At 37.2% G+C, this 13,906-nt stretch carries 11 protein-coding genes; 2 read left to right on the top strand and 9 right to left on the bottom strand.

The features are described 5' to 3' along the window. Window positions 1–25: 25 nt before the first annotated feature. The 3 genes from ACN19N_RS11750 to ACN19N_RS11760 form a co-directional block, all read right to left on the bottom strand. The gene (locus tag ACN19N_RS11750; protein WP_153569863.1) at window positions 26–1,168 is read right to left on the bottom strand and encodes a YqaJ viral recombinase family protein; all 1,143 of its coding nucleotides are present in this window, start codon (window positions 1,166–1,168) and stop codon (window positions 26–28) included. A 165-nt stretch (window positions 1,169–1,333) separates the two neighbouring features. After that, complete coding sequence (locus tag ACN19N_RS11755; protein WP_420001384.1) at window positions 1,334–2,383, bottom strand: DUF932 domain-containing protein; 1,050 nt, start codon at window positions 2,381–2,383, stop codon at window positions 1,334–1,336. A 62-nt stretch (window positions 2,384–2,445) separates the two neighbouring features. Beyond that, window positions 2,446–2,763, bottom strand: a complete 318-nt coding sequence (locus ACN19N_RS11760; protein ID WP_420001385.1) for a hypothetical protein — start codon at window positions 2,761–2,763, stop codon at window positions 2,446–2,448. A gap of 800 nt (window positions 2,764–3,563) precedes the next feature. Here ACN19N_RS11760 and ACN19N_RS11765 point away from each other — a divergent pair. Continuing rightward, window positions 3,564–4,685, top strand: coding sequence for a hypothetical protein (locus tag ACN19N_RS11765; protein WP_153569861.1), 1,122 nt, complete (start codon window positions 3,564–3,566; stop codon window positions 4,683–4,685). A 113-nt stretch (window positions 4,686–4,798) separates the two neighbouring features. Continuing rightward, a complete protein-coding gene (locus ACN19N_RS11770; protein WP_420001386.1) occupies window positions 4,799–5,302 on the top strand; it encodes a hypothetical protein in 504 nt (167 codons plus the stop codon). Window positions 5,303–5,416: 114 nt separating this feature from the next. Here the strand turns inward: ACN19N_RS11770 and ACN19N_RS11775 are convergent, their stop codons facing one another. From ACN19N_RS11775 to ACN19N_RS11800, 6 genes are all read right to left on the bottom strand, one after another. Beyond that, window positions 5,417–6,283 (bottom strand): hypothetical protein, encoded by an 867-nt coding sequence (locus ACN19N_RS11775; RefSeq protein WP_153569859.1) that lies wholly within the window; start codon window positions 6,281–6,283, stop codon window positions 5,417–5,419. A 69-nt stretch (window positions 6,284–6,352) separates the two neighbouring features. Further along, window positions 6,353–7,288, bottom strand: a complete 936-nt coding sequence (locus tag ACN19N_RS11780; protein WP_153569858.1) for a YagK/YfjJ domain-containing protein — start codon at window positions 7,286–7,288, stop codon at window positions 6,353–6,355. Window positions 7,289–7,442: 154 nt separating this feature from the next. Beyond that, window positions 7,443–9,803, bottom strand: coding sequence for a hypothetical protein (locus tag ACN19N_RS11785; RefSeq protein WP_420001387.1), 2,361 nt, complete (start codon window positions 9,801–9,803; stop codon window positions 7,443–7,445). A 591-nt stretch (window positions 9,804–10,394) separates the two neighbouring features. After that, window positions 10,395–11,198: a metal-dependent hydrolase gene (locus ACN19N_RS11790; protein ID WP_420001388.1), complete on the bottom strand. Its 804-nt coding sequence runs from the start codon at window positions 11,196–11,198 to the stop codon at window positions 10,395–10,397. A 297-nt stretch (window positions 11,199–11,495) separates the two neighbouring features. After that, window positions 11,496–12,297, bottom strand: a protein-coding gene (locus tag ACN19N_RS11795; protein ID WP_269228195.1) for an IS5 family transposase whose coding sequence is annotated in 2 segments (ribosomal slippage) — window positions 11,496–12,032 and window positions 12,034–12,297 — 801 coding nt in all. Because the reading frame shifts where the segments join, the coding sequence is not laid out codon by codon here. A 66-nt stretch (window positions 12,298–12,363) separates the two neighbouring features. Beyond that, window positions 12,364–13,776 carry a glutamine synthetase family protein gene (locus tag ACN19N_RS11800; RefSeq protein WP_420001389.1) on the bottom strand — a complete coding sequence of 471 codons (1,413 nt, stop codon included), beginning with the start codon at window positions 13,774–13,776 and terminating at the stop codon, window positions 12,364–12,366. Window positions 13,777–13,906 lie beyond the last annotated feature (130 nt).

The raw sequence follows: 13,906 nt of genomic DNA on the forward strand, positions 1-13,906 counted from the left end.
GAAATGGGTTACTTGGGTATCAGCCCTATCCACCATGCGGATAAATCTGAAATCTTCGTGTTCCCACTTTGGTTTGTGGAAACTGCTGTAGATATTCAGGGTGCTGTTTTAGTAAGGATTTACTGTCTAGGCTGATTGAGTCTTGTGATTTCTTCCATGTGACTGAACCACCTGTAAACACTGCTCGCTCTGCCTCTTTCATCATCATTTGTAGTTGATGTTTGAGTTCATCGAAATACTGTTGGTGTTGTTCAACCTTATGTCGCTCCTCTAATAATTGGTTAAATAGATAGTTGGCTTGTTCATTTTGAGTGAGGTCTTCTACGGTTAATGGCACTTGCTCTGGATACAGTTGCTGCAAGGCTTTGGCTGCTGAATCCGAGGCATCGACACTTGGTGGAATACCTGTTTCGACACATTGCCAAAAGTGTCGTTCGGCATTAATGATGTGCTGAATCACGGTTTCATTACGGGTCACTTTATAGATTTTAGTTTCATGTCCACAGATCAAGGCACAGATATGCGCGGCTTGTTTACCTGTCACTGCCAGTTGATGTTGCACTTGGCAAAGAACATAAAGCGGTACACCATCTCGCCAGAGTTTTGAACCATATTCTCCAACGGTTTTACATTCCAAGATTTGAACTTCGTCATTGCTCACCACGGCATAATCCAAATTCGCCAACATAAAGTGTTTGTCTTCATCTGGATGTTGCAGCACTGCATTAACCCGACGCACTTTGTGATTGGTGTGCATGCTGTAGTATTCAGCCACCAAGGGCTCTAACTTCTTGCCCCAATATAAAGGTGCATAACCTGCACTTTCGTCCTCAATATTTTGTTGCATCCGTCCTGTTTTAATCATCCACAGTTCCAGCATCGACATATACGGATTCAGTCCACAGGCGGTAGCGGCATCACTGCTGCCAATCCCCTGTTTTCTGACCTCTAGCCATTGCTGATAATTCATCTGCTTGGTATTGGCGAGACGTTTGGCTACTGGAGCTTTGGTTTTTCGTGGCTGCGTATTCAGTCGGTCTCGTTTGGTTCGGGTTCCTACCTCAACCTGTTGAGTCAGTGAGTTTTGAGTGGTTGGATTCAGGTTTGGTGAATACGGCTGTAGCGGTGGATGATTTAAGGTATTTTGAATTTGAGTATGACTATTCATTAGAAATATTCCTGTATCGGTTAAATCGTAAAAGCTGAATTTTGGGCATAAAAAAAGCCGCATCTGAGGGTGCGGCTAAAGGTGTTGCTGTGCTTATACGGTGTTACCGTATGCTTAGGCTAAATAGATGAGCTTAAATAAAACTGAATGAATGGTGTGCTTTTATTAACCCACCATTCTTAATGCCTGTTCCAAACCTCGTTGCTTGATCGCTGCACCTGCTCCAAACCATGCTGAATCGAGTCGGTGATCGGTACTCATCGCTCGACGTTCATGGTCAGTAAACTCAGTTATTGCGCACAGTAAACCATAAGCCGTGTCTTTAGCAGAACTGAGTTCTGCCCCTCGTCCATGTCCGTTAAACATGGTCATGACTTTTGACATCGCACGTCCATTCGGTTCAGTTTTATTGTCGGCTTTGGATGGGCTTGTTTGATTTGGCATAGCAGCATTTCGATAGAATTGAATAATGCTTTCATCTTGTTCCACCGCGCTCAAGTTAGTGTTATTAAACACGGCATCAAAATAGGCTGCTGCTTCCTGTTGGGTGACTTTACGTTGACTGAGTTGCTTCATTTCATACATGTGTTCATCCCATGCACGAACTGAAATCCCCAGTTGCTGTTTGACTTTCTCAGCATCAAACTTGGTACTATGCGGCACTTTCACTACGCCTGCACTGGTGTTTTGCCCTTTAAGGGCAATGGCTAAAGTGTTATTACACACCACGCGGATCGAAGTGAATTGGGCTGTGGTAGCTAATGTACCATCACAGGCTGTCGCTAAAAGAATATAGCCATTACTGACATCCTTACCTTTTAAGGCAGATGTTTGTCCTGTCCGTGCCAATGCCCAGAATTTCTTACCGCCTTTGAGTACCCCCGCTGTTTCCAGTTCAAAGCCTGATTGTTCGGTTAGGTCTTTATAAAAATGCAGGATTTCCATCGGCTGGACTTCCTGAAAGCGCTGACTCACCACCGATAACGGTGCATGGGTATCAGAACGATACAGTACACGCTGTTCTTCAAAGGGCATGATGATGCTTTGTCCCTTTTCATTCTGTGCCATGTAACTGACATCGGAGGATTCGATGCGCCAGTCCATGCCTGCCTGTTGTGCCCAAACCTCGATGGGTTGGTTTGGGGTAAGTTCATTACCTAAACCATGCCAAGGAGTTTGTCCAACGAATGCCATGGTTTCAACTAAATGTGCCATAAGAATAATTCCTGTATCAATTTGAATGGATAAAAGGGTTCGATTTAAATTTTCATAAATGCTTAATTGCGTAAATTTGGGCTAAAGCTACGGTCACAGAGATTGCAGTAATACTGTCTGCGATAAGTTGGGTGTAGCGGTTGTTGCTGTTCATCTTCAGTGATCAGCATCCAGATACCGCCTATTAGCACTCCAACGATTGCGCCTGCAATCGGAGGAATATTCAGACTTTTAGAAACACTCACGCCTAATGTGGCAAGTGCCATTGGTGACATCACACTATTGGAAATAGGGCTATTAGTTGAAGTAGTGGGTAAATGTTGCGGGGATTGCAGTTGTACCGTCTCTCGGGACTGGCAATAAGGACATGGCAAACTCATCTGAAGAATTCCTGTAATAAAAATGAGCGAAATAAAAAAGCCTGCTGGGGAAGCAGGCAAAATGATTGCGATGTAGCTGAAGCATGTATTGGTGTGGTCTCGAATGGAGAAACACCGTTCTCATTTAGATGCTATGTATTTGTATTTTTTTAGAATGGTTTTTTTATCATCAGTTTTAGGCAATTTTTGAATGATGATTAAACAGATCAATTGACCTGTTTTTTAGCAGCGATTATGATGCAAGGGCTGACCTACATTGTCAGTCGGTTTTAGCAGACCGCAGATCCAGCACGATATATGAAAGTAATTTTGTATGTTGTGGGAACCCTCGTGTCCCCCTTTTTTTCTATGGTAGGGCGAGAGGGGGACGCCTCGTGCGTGCTGGTTCCTTGGATCCCAGTCTGCTAACCCCCTTTCGTTCTGCCACCATTATTTAGCAGTGATGTAGCAGAACTTCTTGTAATTCCAAGGAGTCAACCATGACACATTTTACTGTGCTGTATTCCCGTGCACTTTCTCCGCCTCTTCGGCATTTCATTCCGATTCATTTATCGCACTCTTTCGCTGTGTCCTGACTGATTCAAGGCATCAATTAACTACTGCATCCATTTTGGTCAGTGGCGTTTTGTGCTGGATAAAAATCATGGAATTCATCGCACAGCTTATTTGGCTTGTCCTTATTGTGCTCAGTAACAGCATCGCTAGAGCCTATGACAGCCAAACAGAATGTATTTGAAATTACAGTCAATTTCATAATTCATTTTAAAAACTTAAAAAATATTGGATGGGGAAATAATAGGATGAAATACATTTCAATTGCGCTGCTCAGCAGCCTTGCGTTGGTCGGCTGTTCAAAACCACAACAAGATGATGTAGAGAATAAAGAACTTACTCAAAAAATCGAAAACATGTCATTGAATGATGCTGCCCCTGCACAGGCTGTTTCGTCCCCCTTGATTATCGCTCGCAATAAAATTACACCTCCGCTAACAAAGACTGGGGAAAACTTTCAGGAACTCATCAAAGATGAAGGGTATTTTTCCTTTTATCCACCGTATAAAACCATCGCTGGTTTGCAGATGTTTGCTGAAAATTCGGATGTGGCTGACTATTGTGCAAACTGCGTGCATTTCCAGACCGTTCTCAATGATTTAAGAAATGTGCTGGCGTTAAATAACAATCAAGTTTTAGTGATTGGACATACAGGTCGACAGTTTCCTGCATTTACTTTTGCTTTAGGTGATGATTATTCTTTGCGTGCAGCTCATGATACAGCCATCAATTATATAAGATCGACAATGCAGGTCATTCCACCACAAAAAGATCAATTTGAAAGTACCGAACAATATCAACAACGTATTCAGACACTTCAAAAAGAAATGGATACTAAAAATGCCCATCTAAATTATGACTTGAAGCTTTTAGAATTCAGTTTAAATGCCACGTCTGGTCAAAGTCAGTTTATGCCGAGCGTCTATACACCGAATGATCGACCAAATGGTCCGATTGATAATTTTGTTTATTACGATGCTGACTCGAAACAATTACATTTTGAGAATATGAATTTTGCCTCTGATCTTATTGTGAATTTCACAGCCCCATCCACGCCAGAGTTAGCACAAAATATTATTACGGCTGGTGGACAAAAGTATTTCGGTTACATTTTTAACTTTAATAAGAATAAATTAGAGTTAGATAGCTTAGTCATTTATAAAGCCAAGAATATTCAAGTTGATTCACTAAATGAGCCGATCGCAATCCTTGAACCAAGTACCATGTCCTTTCAACGCAAACATTTCAACGGCATAGAAAATGCACCATTAAAGAAATTTGATGTGTCACTGAAAAAGCCAATTCCTTTTGATTTCACTCTGGATAACTACACGCCGATCGAGAAGGTATTTAAAAAGATCGATGAGTAATTCCCACTTTTATAAAAAGTAAAAAATTGATTGACCAAACCATTAAATACACAGAGTTGGGCTTTCGCCCAACCCTGTAGATCACAATATTCGATTAAATATAGGCGTGTGTAATGAATTTTATTCCATCTATTGTTTTATCCAGTATGTTGTTGCTGACTTTAACCGCATGTAATTCAGGCAATGATGCATCAAAACCTAAAGACACTCAAACAAGCGAGCATAGCAATGCTGATGCGACTGAAACGCCCCCTCAATCCGAAGATGATTTTCCAGCCGTAGATAAATCCTTTTTAGAAGATGAGCCATATAACGCCGAGGAAGTGACTGAACCCACGGTGCAGGAACAGTTTGAAGTCCGTGTCCGTCGTGAAGAATCACAATACTCCATGACAGGTTATACTGATTTATTAAACATCATGTCCTTAAACGATGCGCCAACCACCATCACAGGCGTTTTAATTAATCGTGGCAATTGTAGAAGCAAAGGCACTTATGATTACCAAAATATGCGTTATGGGTCAGTAGCAAAGGTCTATCTTGGTTGTTCGGCTGAATATGTGCGTGAAGTGACCATCACCACCAACAGTGGTTTGACCTATACCTATAATTTTTAGATATTCAACTTCTAGATCAAGTGGCGTATTTTTCCACTGAAATTAATAATGGTCTAAGCGGATTATTCTTAGACCATTGTTCGATGACAACTCTATCGCTTTTACTGAATAAAACTACTTCAGCTTTAAAGGAATACGTTCACAATTAAACGTCTTGCCACGAGTTAGCATCACCCTTAAATAATGATTTTTACTATTCGCATTGAAATCACTCTTCAGCAATTGCAGGATCCGTTGAATCTGCCTGTCATCTTGGCAATTCACTGACCATCCTTTTTTAGCTTGCTCTTCAATGTAGACTTCACCAAAACCATTACTGAGTTCTTCACACTTTGCTATCAGTTTATTGGCATGGTCAGATAAAGTCGTATCCTGTGCCTGCCCAGCATAAATAAAGTAGATCTGAAGGTAGTAGCCCTGTTCAGGATGATGTTTTATCTTCCAAATCACTGAATGGATGCAACGGAATACGTTGCTCTCCCTTGCCCTGACCTCTCTTAATATGGCATTGACATAACACTCAAAACCGTTAAATCCTACTAATGACGATACGCTTTCCCTGATACTAAATCGTATTGGAAAGATCATTAAGCAATCTGTGTTTTGAATGATATCCAATAAGAAGCGTTCGACCTTTTTCGTTTCAGCCTTATTCTGTTTTTGGTCGTATTGATGACCGTCCTGTATCCGTTCAAACTGCGACTGGATATCAGCAATCATCGACTCAATTACATGATCGGGCAGATCATAAATATTTTCATACAATCTATATTTATTTGCTTGAAACAAGGCTCGTTCAATCAGCTTAAAAATAATGATGGAATCAACATAGTCATAACCAGCAATAAAAAAGCGTCTAGACTTGATAATTAGAGGAACAATTTGTTGCTTAAATTGTTCACAACTGATTTGGTCATCCACCACATCCTTAATAAATTTTTCAATTTCACAAAAGGTTTGAGCTTCGTTGTAGGTCGTCATGAGAAAACACATCCTAGGTTATTTGTTCATATCACTAGGAGTGCTGTAAATCTTTAATGGAGATGATTACTAACATTGAAGTTGTTGCATGGTATTTGCTACACCTCGACGCCAAGCAACATCAAACTGCCCAATACCAAAAGTCCGCATAAACGGTACTTTAGCTAAAAGCCACTGTTCAGACTTTTCAGGGTTGACCAGATACATTGCTGCATTCAATGCATTGGATACCTCATCTAAATTGTTCCGATGAATCAGCCCAACACCCAAACGACCCAATTTTTCATAATGTGCTTTGATTTCTGACGTATTACAGTTATAGAAAATCCCCTGTTGCCGAGTGATCTCTTTCCATAATTGTCCAACTTGATCAGCAAGATACCAGTCACTCTGACGCTTAGATGGATCATAGATCAGTAATAAATGGCAGTGATAGCCTTTATCAGCACCCTGCTCTAATGCCCATGCGTATCCCTGTAAGCCATAGAAGCATGTATCTTTATTGGCAATTCGATTGAGTAAAACACTAAGAACAGATTTGACCTGTTCAATGTTAATTAAATGCCTGTATTCCATTGCATAGGACAAATCCACTCGAACAAATAGCAGTTGAGAATAATGATTTAATAGTTGTTGTAAGTACTGCGATAAGGATGCTCTATTAGCAACTTCTAATTGAGCTTGATAGTACTGTTCATGAAAGTGGCATGGTTGATACTGAAGTAAACACATTTGAAGAATTGAGATTTGCTGTTCATCCAACTGCTCCAAGCTAAGTGGCTTGGATGCACCAACGAAGCACTCAATCCATTGCATGCACTGAATAAAACATTCGATTGTTTTGGCATATACCAAATGCGGTTGATAGATTGGCTTAAAGGCATGATAAAGTGCATTCAAACTCAATAAGAACTCTTGTTGAGAGAGTGGATAAAAACAAACCTGTTTAACAAACTGATCAATTGCATGGGTTAGGCTTGCTTCATTCCAAGTTACTGTAGTCATGTAGGATACTCATCTGATTGGATTCATATCACCGACTGATCTGTAATTTTTAAATTCTGCCTCATATATATGAGTGAAGAACCATAAAACATAAATAATTGATATTTAATAATAACTACTTATAATAACTTTAAAAACCAGCTAAGGTTGATCACTAATCTGGCAATACATTCTGGCTGCTTACCCGTACTGGCTTAATGAATTTCTCAAACAGAGCTGAGCTAATGTTAGTTTCTTCATCAGAACCAAGCATTAAGTTATTTTTTGTCTTTACCACTGAGCCTTTTATAAGAACTTTTTTAATTTCTTTATTTGGTCTCGGCTGAAAAATTTCTTTATAACATAAGTATTTGATGACCGTATTTTTGAACAATCTCTGTTTCTTCTTATCCGTAGCACCAATTACAACGTAATTTGAATTAAATTCTGGTTGAGATAAAAATATCTCAATCGACTTCGAACTATTGATAATATCTTGAGGCTCACAATTAATTTTAGTTTGTATGTGTTTATAAAGAAATCTATCCCAATACTCTACTATAGATTCCCCTACTTTATCGAGTTGCTTAATTTTTGTTCTGGGAAAGAAAAATAATACATCAGCAAATATCCTATTTTCATAACCGATATTCCAGCTTCCTAAATATCCTACGCCCATCGAAAGCGGCTTGGATCGTTTAGCAAAACGTACAAAACTGGTAAAAAGCTTGGAAAACTCCTCTTGAAGTAAGCCACTGCTGTATTTTTCCAATCTAAATTGCACCCTATACACCACTAGATCTTGCGTAAACAGATGATCGATATAATCAGTTGCTGTTACATAACGTCTCGCACAGATTTTGTGCTGAACAATATTTGCCTCAACTTTATTAAAATTTTGAGAAACTTGATTGGTCCGTATCTGAAGCCTACCATCCTGAAAAGTCTGCACTTGATATCTTTTTTTCAATGCTAGACTTTTAATATTTAACTCATCGATTTTTTGTAAATCTAAATTAAACTTATCACCATCTTGTATTTTTGAAAAAAATGATCTGATTTGTATCGAAGTACTTGTAAGGAATAGGCTCGTCATACCATCAGATGAGTAGTCGAATAATCTCTTAATTTTTTCTTGCTCATCAAGTAGACTGAAATATTGTTGGCAAGATCTAGTAATCGAATAAGTCAGCTCATCCGTAGTTAACGGATTAAACTCATTCCATTGACGTGGGAAATCAAAAAGACCTCCATTAGAAACCAATAAGTTTTCAATAAAAATCTCTAGGTGTATCCCAACCTCAGCCAAGTCTGTAAATCTTGTATCCGATTTTGCGTATTCCTTATAAACAAGTTCGGTAACTTTTATTCGTTCAATTGCATCCCGACTAAGATTTTGGTATTGCCAGACTTTCTGTGGATTCTTGCCTTCAATGAGTTTTTGCCAAAACTCGATATGCTTACGGTATGCTTCATGAGGATCAAAAGGCACAGATCGATCTTGCTTTCCAAAAGTACCATTAATTGGTAAAGATTCATTTTTGCTATCTTTATAGTCTAGCTTTACGATTCTATCGATATAAGCATAGTAACCCAAAATCCAAGATTTGAACTGCTGGATAAGTTCCTGCTGATGAGATGAAATTTTTGAGAAATCCTGCTTAGTGATTTTCTTGGATTCTGCTAACCAGTCGCTAATCTCTACGCCTGTTTCAAACTTATCTCGTATAATTTTTTCTTTTAGTTGCTCGATTTTAGCCTTTGTGCTTAGCTTTCCTTCCCCCTCAAAGAATAAGATGCAATGTAAATTCAAGCCATGCTGATGATCATTTTCATATTTAAAAAACCCATGTAAAAAATCAGGGAAGTCATTCAAATAATGATGAATTTTACCCGCATACCCCCAATTAATACGTCTAAAATCTTCATCAAAGTTTTCGTAATTATCTGTATGATTGTTTTTAAGTCGAATATCTAGACATAAAATTCTTATATTTTGATGATATGCAATGATTTCATCAAAGCAACTACATAGCCTATATAACTCACTTACACATATTTTATCATCAGCAACTCCATTCCAAGAAATGCTTCTATTACTCCCCTTAACCCAATTCATTAGTTTTCTTATTTGTATAGGAGAAAAATTTTGCTTAGGCGATTTATCCAAAAAATACGAGCTTTCACTACCTTTTATTTTTACTAAAAACTCAAATAGCCCTGAGGGAATAACATCCTGACCTAACTTATAACCCAATCTTGGAATGAACATTGGCAAGGTCTTAAGCTGATCAAAATATTGATAAGCATCCTTACCAAAATCACCATCCTCATTTCTATGATTCAGCTCGAATTCTTTTAATACCGAACTTTTTTCACCTAAAACATCCTCTATAAATTTGGAGTAATTTTCCAAGACATCAACGGACTCCTTAAAAAAGGTCGTTCTATCCCGTTCTTCTTGTGACAATTCTGCATATGAGTGATGAGTCCGCAGTCTGAGTAGCTTAAACACATCCATTTTATTAATATGCATCTTAAATTCAAAAAAAATAACAATAAACTATTGAATATACAATTATTAAAAATAAAAAACAATGAATTAAAATCCTATTAATCACATTATATCATCTCAAAAAAAATATATTTTATTCTTACTAATTACACATATGCCTAGTTTTTCCTTGAGTTTAAAATTCAGCAAAAAGACAATAGCACTGAACTAAAGAAAGTTTGGATTGACAGATCAAGGAATGCGGGAATTAGGCTTATAATTAGTTTACAGTTTGACTTTTGAAACAAAGCGAAGAAAAGTTCAATTCATCTTTAGGCATTAGCTACTCCAAAGATAACCAGTCCATTTAAAAATTATTTTTTGTTATAATGATTTCAATCAAGCTAATAATTATTTACCAAATTAAGGCTTCGAGAAAAGACTAGTGGATGATCATATTGTTTTTACGGTAAATAATGCGGTAACAGACCATTACCGTATAAATAATTATCAAATAATTCAAATAAATAAACTTATAGTTCGAGTCCCGCTGAGCGCACCATTTAGATAATTGAGATATAAACGATAGTATCCTTGAATAAGTTAATAATAATTTGATTTTAAAATGAATATTTAATTAGCTAACAACACTTTCGCTTTGGTGAGTAAATCTTGTTGGTTTATCTCAGACGGATGAAAACTAGCTTTATAGAATGCTAAATAATCAGGTAGTAAACGCCACGTCATTTGAGTCAGTCCTAAAAGCGTTTGAGCATTTTTCAAAAGTTGTGCTGGGGAATACAAGGTATTTTTGCGGTCTTGCCAGGCAAGATGACTGGTCATCACAATAGTGCTAGTTATAAATCCGACAGTAATGGTTCGCATACTTCTACGGCGCTGCGCTAGATTAGCAAAAACTTGCTGATATACATCAAAAGCTACATGCTTATGCTCAATTTCTTCAACAGCATGCCAAATCCATAGATTCTTCATTTTTTCTGATAAACCTTTAAACATGACATTTGGATACTGAAGCATATAACCAGCCATCATTGCCGTAAAATGCTCAAGTGCGACTGTTGCAGCCAATTGACGGCGTTGGCTCAGAGTCCGTAAGCGAATCATTTCCTGCTCATAAGCCTTTTCAAATTTTTTTAAATGATATTCACTGCTTTGCACCAGTTGATTAAACTGCTCATGAGCGCGGGCATGATGTGCCTCTTGACCAATAAAACCCGAAATATCTTTTTGTAATTGTTCATCATGAATTTGATCACGCACATTACGAACAGTTTCTACAAAAAAACGTTCTCCCTGTGGAAAGCTCATAGATAGTGCTGTGAGAAAATGTGACATAAGCGTAGATTCAGTATAGTGCGCTTTGATTTTCTCAGGTTTAAACTGCGTTTGGCGCACCGTAATTGTATTATGTGACATTATGGCTTTCCTTCCCCTAAAACTAAAGCGCAAACAGCTTTAACTACATTAACAAGACCATCAAGAAATTATATATTCAACAGCAAGCCGACAAGAGCTACATCATCTCTTGAACAAGCTTAGATATAAATTTCTACTTAGTTCTAAATTGGAACTGTGATTAAATTATAATCTACTATTCATGCTGTCAATTTGTTTTTCATGTATTTTCTCAATTTGTCCTATAAAGATATATTGTGACCTTAAAGCGGTTATTTGCTAAATCAAGGCTAGATAAAACAATAGATGTCTAAGAACCTATCCAGAATATTTTCTATGCAAAAGTAGCCTTAAAAAGGCTAAATTAATGAACTGCAGGCTCGTATTTAGGTGCTTTTCACAGTTTTTCCAAAGCCTTCTACATTTTTCTAACCAAGCAAATGATCTTTCCACAACCCAGCGTTGTGGTATGACTGCAAATTTATGTAATTCACTTCGTTTAGCAACTTCAACTCGCGCTCTGATTAAATCATTAACAGCCAAAGAAAAGGGTTCGCCTGTATAACCACCATCAACAAGTACAACCTCTACATTTTGTAAGGTGTCTCTATGTAAAGTTATGGCATCTAATGCACCTTGACGATCTGTTTTATCTGCTGTCGTAATAAATATTCCATGAGGCAGACCTTGAGTATCAACAATGATATGTCTTTTAATCCCTGAAACTCTTTTACCAGCGTCATAGCCTTTATTACGTGCGGTATCTGTGTTTTTTACACTTTGTGAATCAATGATGATAAAGCTCGTTTGTTCTTTCCGTCCATTGTTGATACGGGCCTCGCCAACCACATTTTTTTAAAGCCTGCTCAAGTATGCTAGGTTCAGTTTCTGATGGTTTTCTATTCCAAATCGAGAAGTAATAATGCACAGTGCTTTTAGGTGGAAAGTCTCGAGGAAGCATACTCCATTGACATCCACTTTTTAGAATATAGAGCAAGGCGCAAAACACTTCATAGACATCAACGACTCTTGGACGTGTTTGTTTTCTTCCGCTCAATAGTAACGGTTCAATTTCTTTAAAGGCTTCTCGACTAATGTCGCTGGGATATGGTTTTCTCATGGGGGAGAATTTAACAAATTATTTTTCCAATTGCCAAAAAAGAATGAAATTAATATTGGATAGGTTCTAAATATCCCAAGACTTTTCAATTGATGTGATTTGACTATGAACGCTTTGGTATTCTGCTTGTTTTACTGTGCACCATAATTCCATAAATTCTTTACCTAAATATTCTGCAAGTATCTTGTTATTTTTAAATAATTTTAAAGCTTCCATTTGCTCAATTGGCAATAAATAATGTTTAGATTTAAACGTAACTTGATGGATTTGTTTCGGTACTTCTAACTGGTGTGTTAAACCATAAAGTGTGCCAATCAAAATCATGGCAATGGTAAGATAAGGATTACAATCTGCTCCAGCCACACGGTATTCCAATCTTTGATTTTCTTGATCAGAGCACGGTATTCGAATAGCGACATTACGGTTATTCAATCCCCAACTCGCTTCTAAAGGAACATGATGACCTTTTTTAAAGCGTCTAAAAGAGTTTAAATTGGGTGCTAAAATTGCCATCGAACTTGGCATTAACCATAACAAACCACTGATGACTTTTAAAAGATCTTGAGATAACTCATCTTTCAGAGGACTAAAAATATTGTTTTGATCTTGATCAAGCAAACTCATATGAAAATGCATGCCACTGCCTGCTTTTAACAAATCTGGCTTTGCTAGAAAATTTGCGCGAAATCCGTGTTTATGTGCAATTTGTTTAATGGTTCGTTTTAATAACATAATCTGATCACATAACTTTAAAAGATCACATGTGTGTTGTAGATTAAGCTCATATTGCCCTGAAGATGCTTCAGAAATAATTCCTGTAATTATAATATTCTGTAGTTTAGCGATAGCTTCAATCTCATCTAAAATTTGTTGATGTGTATCAGAGAGATGAATATCAAAACATTGCGTTATTAATTCTTGAACTTCTTGTTCCCCACTCAACGGCTGCAAATAAAATTCTATTTCTGCTGCAATACATGGGTGATAATTTTTTTCATGTAATTGTTGGAGTATTCTTTTTAAAATATTACGAGGTTCAATTAAACACTCTTGATGGCGATCATCTTTCATGGTCAATAACAATTGAGCATTGGTTTCAGGCTCAATGGCACAAGGTTGCAATGAACCTAGGATAGGCTGGCACAAATGATCTGGTTCACCAATAAATTTACCCAATCCTGTTTCTTCTATCACATTTCCATTTAGACTCATCGCATAAATAGAAAGGGGTAAATAACATGCTTTCACCAATTGTGTTAAGCATTTGACATCAATTCTTTTACCTCGTAGATGTCCATTCAAATCATACAAATAAATATCAATATGTTGTGTATTTGGATACTTTTCTAAATAATGATCTACTTCCTCTAAAAATAATCCCTTATCAAGCAGAATATTTTCAGATTTTTGCTCATTTAATTGATTAATCGCATTATTCAAATTTAATAGCTGATTCAACTCTACAAAGACAGCATTCATAAATTAAACCAAGTTCATATTGTTATGAATAGGATAATTTATGCTTATAAATATGTAACGTTAAGATAATATAAACATATCTAAGCTCAGTATAAATTTAACGTAAAATTCAAGTCGTCATTTAAAATTA

The organism is Acinetobacter sp. LF10 (assembly GCF_048585715.1).
Lineage (GTDB): Bacteria > Pseudomonadota > Gammaproteobacteria > Pseudomonadales > Moraxellaceae > Acinetobacter.